A 4,456-nucleotide genomic window follows, 5' to 3' on the forward strand; every position below is an offset into this window, starting at 1 on the left:
GGGTGGCGCGTAGCGACGGGGTGGGTAGATCTCCGCCGCAGCCCGATCGCTCTGCCCCGTTTAATGCAATGCCAAAGAGGCCGATCGCTCGAAGTCAATTCCTAAGATTTGGGCGATAGTTATCAGTCGATCGAAACTAATCGTATCGTAGTCAGCAGCTTCATAGCGTTGAACTTGTTGCTCTTGAATACCAATTCGTTCGGCGAGCTGTTTTTGGGTCAAACCTTTGGCAATTCTGGCTTTAATTAATGCTATCGGCAGCTCGGCGAGAGATTTAACCTCAATTTCAGCCACCTCTCCATTTTTGAGTCGATCGTATTCATCAATTTCAGTCCGAAGGTCGCGAATAGTTCTTTCTAAACTATTAACTCGCCCTAATATCTGTCGGGGATGCAAGAGAGGATCGTGGCGATCGATCGCTGTCAAAGCTGTTTCTAAATCTTCTAATTTAGCTTTGGTAATCTTATATTGCCGTTCGTTTTTAATCACAACTATTACCTACTATTAGTTAATTAAATCTTGGGGGTTTAGCTCGATAACTCCTCTAGGATTGCCATCGCGGTCGGTTTGTAAAAATCGATCGTAGCCGAATGTAAACTGAAGCTCGCCACCAAAAACTTCCTGCTGTCGCTCCATTTCATCGCTGTCGATAAAGATCGGGTCGATCGTCTCGAAATTCAACCCAAAGTCGTCGAAATAAGCATCGAAATCATTAGGTTGCTCTTTAGCTGTGACGAAGCTACCGCCGATAACAACGTGGGTGCAGCCAGCAATCGCCAGTTTGCGGAGGGCAGCGGCTAAACCCGTCGCAAGTCTGAGTCGGTGAGGATTAGTGCCAAATCGCTCCAAGAACTCTCTCCAGGTGGTGATGTGTTGTCCTGGCGGTAAACAGCCCCGCTCGTTGAATTCTGGGATGGACATTCGTTCGCTACCTTTGCAGATCGATTAACCCGCTAAAAAAAGCGGGTTGACTCTAGTTTAACACGTAGCCTTAGTAACATGGGTTCGATCGCTCGCATGAGCGAACTACAACCGAAATTAATGTCTACTGGCGATCGCCAGCAACTTCAACAGCACTCATGAGTAATATACAGAATCGAGTTGAGTCCGAAAAACCGCATTATCGGACTAATGTTATGTTCGCAGATATTGAGGTCAAATTAAAGCAGCCAGCCGATCGGATCGAAAAGTCGATCGGGATGTGAAGTACCTATAAAGGTAATTATAGGTACCTCAATTTCCTCCCCACCCGACCTCAGCCGCCCCGCATCTGGGGCAGCACTACGCTCTTAATCGCCGTAATCTGATTCCGCACCCGCGCCCAATTTTTGAATACCTGTAACTTCGTCCGGTCTAGCTTTTCCTTGCGATTTAAATAGGTATGAGTATCCCCATCCCCCGCCGCATAGGTAATCGCATAGAGCTTGAACGAGCGCGTCTCGGTTTGAGCGATCGCTTGCTCCGCCTGAAATTCTCGCGCCAGCACATCAAAATCGAGGATTAACTGTTGCACCTTCTCCCGCGTCTTCGCTGCCAGCTCGGTTTTAATCCGTTCCATTTCTGCTACCTTCACCGTCAGATCGGTAATTTGAATCGCCCGACTGCGTTGTGCGTCATTCCCCCCATACAACCCCCGCAGCAGCGGAATCCCGATCGCCCCCAATAACTCGCCCAATACCTCCCCAGGATTGGAAAATAGTTGACCCACCCGTTCGCCAAAGCCCAGCTTGCGACTTTGCCCGTTTTCTACCACCGTCTCCCGTTGCAAGAACACCTGGAGAGCTGGCTCGAAGATGCTCAACTCCAGCGACTGCTGGTTATTAGTCTTCGCCGCTGCAATCTTTTGGTTGACCGTCGCCACCTTCACTTCGAGTTCCTTAATTACCGGACTATTTTGCACCGCCGCCTGCTGGAGTTTGGCGATACAGTTGGGGGTGGTATCCAGACAAACTAAGGGCGAATACATCGCCACCCAAATATCCTCACTCATCCGTACCTTCAGCAACTCATCGATATCCGGCGGCGCAGCCAGCGGATTATTCGGCGTTTCCCTTAGCACCGAGGGTAATGGCAGTGGTGGTGTGGGTGCGATCGTTTTTCCTGACAAATGAGCGGGTGACGGTGAATTTACAACAGGGACTATTTCGGTCTGTTTGCCCGTCACCGCAACTGGTGGTGCAGAACTGGAATTTGTCGGCGGCGATTGTCCAGCCAAAGCCCCAGGAGCCAGCCCAAACACGATCGCCATCCCACACAAGAGCGATCGAACTAAATTCCCCGTCCACTCACAACTCACAACTACCTATCCCACCCATAAAACTCAAAACCTACAAAAAGTAACTCTTAACTCTTAACTCTTAACTCTTAACTCTTAACTCTTAACTCTTAATTCTCCACCTGCCACTGTTGAGATGACAGGCGAGCTGGTTTCGGGGCGGTGGGGGTATAGACCAACGCCACCTCATAGCGCAGTAAGTGACCGTGCTGGGAAACGAGCTTCACGCGCCGGATCGTCCCCTGATGGGGAGTTCGCACTACCCCGATCGTCTCTAGCTGTTTCTGGATTTGGTTGTGCTTGAGCGTCAATTGCGCGAGCTGGTAGTCGCGATCGTGTTGTTGGAGTTGGGTGGTCTGTTGCAGCTTCACCCGCTCCAGTTCCGTCCGCTGCACCCGATCGTCGCGTTCGGCGACCTTAGTTTGGTAGTCAAACTCCGACTGTTTGTGCTTTTCTGCTGCCGTCACCAATCGCGACTTCGCAAGCTGTAAGCCACGCTGGGCTTCAGTTATTTCAAATCGAGCGTCTGCTAACTGGCTCGATCTGCTGGCTTTGGCGATGCCCTCAGCCGCGAGATCCTGTTCTAACTTAGTCTGCGCCTCAATGAGAGTGCGATTTAGCTCGCGTAATTTCGTCAGTTCGTGGTCTTTAACCGCCTCATCGCTCTCCTCCACCGTTTTCAGGGCATCGATCTTCTGCTGCTGTCGGTTAATTTTCTCCTGCGCCTGGACGATCGCGATCCTACTCCCACGCACCTTTTCCGTCTCCGGTAGCGTCGCCTGCGCCGCAGTTTGGGCGAGCGTATATTTGCGTTCTAAATCCTGAAGCTTCGCCGCTGCTGCCGTTATCTGCGCTCGTTCCTCCGTATAAGCCGACTGCGGGGGTGGGGTGGTGAGTGCTTTGGTTCCCGCTGGTGGGAGTGGGTCAACTTGGGGCGCAGCTTTCAGCTTCTCGATCGCTAACTTAGTTTCCTGAAGTTGCGCCGAGAGCGTCGAGCGTTCCGACTGCCGATCGGCGATCGGTTGATTGGCTGCCACCGTCTGCCCCTCCTTCACAAGTAAGTCACCAGGGCTAGTCACCTCGATCTCGATCTTCAATCGCTTACTCGATGGGGTAGAAGTTTTATCGGCTCGTGCTTGAGTTGTCTGTACAGCCGACGCTACACGATCCGATTTCGCCACCGCCACCCCCGTCCGATTCGACAGCACTGGCAAACAACCCCAAGCGATTACGGCTAGGTAAGATAGACCGACGACTAAATACTTTCTCATAAAATTCACTACCCACTATCCACTGACTCTAAGCCTGACGCTTAAAAAACGGTTCGATCGTACATGCCACCGCCGTACCCCCCGTGCGGACTAGAGCCTGAAAGGTGCCTAAGTTGGCGATGCGTCCCGCGTCAAAACGGAAGCGGCTGGCGACTTTCTTGATATCGGCCACATCGACGGGTAAGAGAATTTTGGTCGCCGTATTTGCCAGTACGTCGGGGCTGATATGAGTTTCACGCTGAGTCGCCAAGACCACGCCCAGCCCGTACTTCCGACCGTCGGCGGTAATGCGATCGAGTGTCTTCGATCCCTTTAATTCTTTGGCTTCATCTACAAAGACAAAGGTTTTGAGTGCGGGCGATTCTCCCGCGAGGCGGTGGGAGTCCATCACTTGCTTTAAAATCGCCTCAGCCGCGATCGCGCCCAGTTCTGGCGGCAGTTTCGATAGATCGACTCTAACTAATTTCCCCGCACTTAAATCGATTTGCGATCGGGAGAACACCCCATATTGAAAGGTGGCGGCTAATTTAATTTGCAGTGCCTTAGCATCCTTACAACCGCCTTCAGCGCGAGCGTCGATCGCTTCTTCTAAATTGCCCAGATGCGGCGGTTTGCGCGTCCAGGTCTGCCGATCCTCCTGCGTAATCCCAAACCGTTCGTATAGTTCTTGAATCATCAGAATCAACAATCCTTCCTGGTTAGTCCCCATCACCAACGCCCGTCTGAGCGTCGCCGCGACGGAAATGGCCTGGAGCTTCGAGCCGCCACCTTCAGGATCGAGGTTGATCGTCAGTGGGTTGATGCCCAGGTTGGAAGCCATGTGGATCGGGTGGTACATGTAGCGACCCGCAATTATAAATCATCAAACCCGCAATCATCGCAAAATCGAACCCAGATTAACTGCAACTAT

At 51.8% G+C, this 4,456-nt stretch carries 6 protein-coding genes; 1 reads left to right on the plus strand and 5 read right to left on the minus strand.

Annotation, left to right across the window (positions count from 1 at the left end):
- Positions 1 to 60 precede the first annotated feature (60 nt).
- Both C7B77_RS24705 and C7B77_RS24710 read right to left on the minus strand, forming a co-directional pair.
- Complete coding sequence (locus C7B77_RS24705) at positions 61 to 489, minus strand: helix-turn-helix domain-containing protein (protein WP_106311181.1); 429 nt, start codon at positions 487 to 489, stop codon at positions 61 to 63.
- Positions 490 to 504: 15 nt separating this feature from the next.
- Positions 505 to 921: a DUF6932 family protein gene (locus C7B77_RS24710; protein WP_106311184.1), complete on the minus strand. Its 417-nt coding sequence runs from the start codon at positions 919 to 921 to the stop codon at positions 505 to 507.
- 158 nt (positions 922 to 1,079) lie between these two features.
- Between C7B77_RS24710 and C7B77_RS31530 the strand changes: the two genes are divergently transcribed.
- Positions 1,080 to 1,205, plus strand: a complete 126-nt coding sequence (locus C7B77_RS31530; protein WP_281261386.1) for a hypothetical protein — start codon at positions 1,080 to 1,082, stop codon at positions 1,203 to 1,205.
- A 50-nt stretch (positions 1,206 to 1,255) separates the two neighbouring features.
- Here C7B77_RS31530 and C7B77_RS24715 read toward each other — a convergent pair whose 3' ends face one another.
- From C7B77_RS24715 to C7B77_RS24725, 3 genes are all read right to left on the minus strand, one after another.
- Positions 1,256 to 2,296 (minus strand): TolC family protein, encoded by a 1,041-nt coding sequence (locus C7B77_RS24715; protein ID WP_146138501.1) that lies wholly within the window; start codon positions 2,294 to 2,296, stop codon positions 1,256 to 1,258.
- 89 nt (positions 2,297 to 2,385) lie between these two features.
- Entirely contained in the window at positions 2,386 to 3,546 is a 1,161-nt protein-coding gene (locus tag C7B77_RS24720; protein ID WP_106311190.1) for a coiled-coil domain-containing protein, read from the minus strand.
- A 28-nt stretch (positions 3,547 to 3,574) separates the two neighbouring features.
- Positions 3,575 to 4,366 (minus strand): ATP-binding protein, encoded by a 792-nt coding sequence (locus C7B77_RS24725; protein WP_181244018.1) that lies wholly within the window; start codon positions 4,364 to 4,366, stop codon positions 3,575 to 3,577.
- Between the last annotated feature and the right edge of the window lie 90 nt (positions 4,367 to 4,456).

It is taken from the genome of Chamaesiphon polymorphus CCALA 037 (assembly GCF_003003845.1).
Lineage (GTDB): Bacteria > Cyanobacteriota > Cyanobacteriia > Cyanobacteriales > Chamaesiphonaceae > Chamaesiphon > Chamaesiphon polymorphus.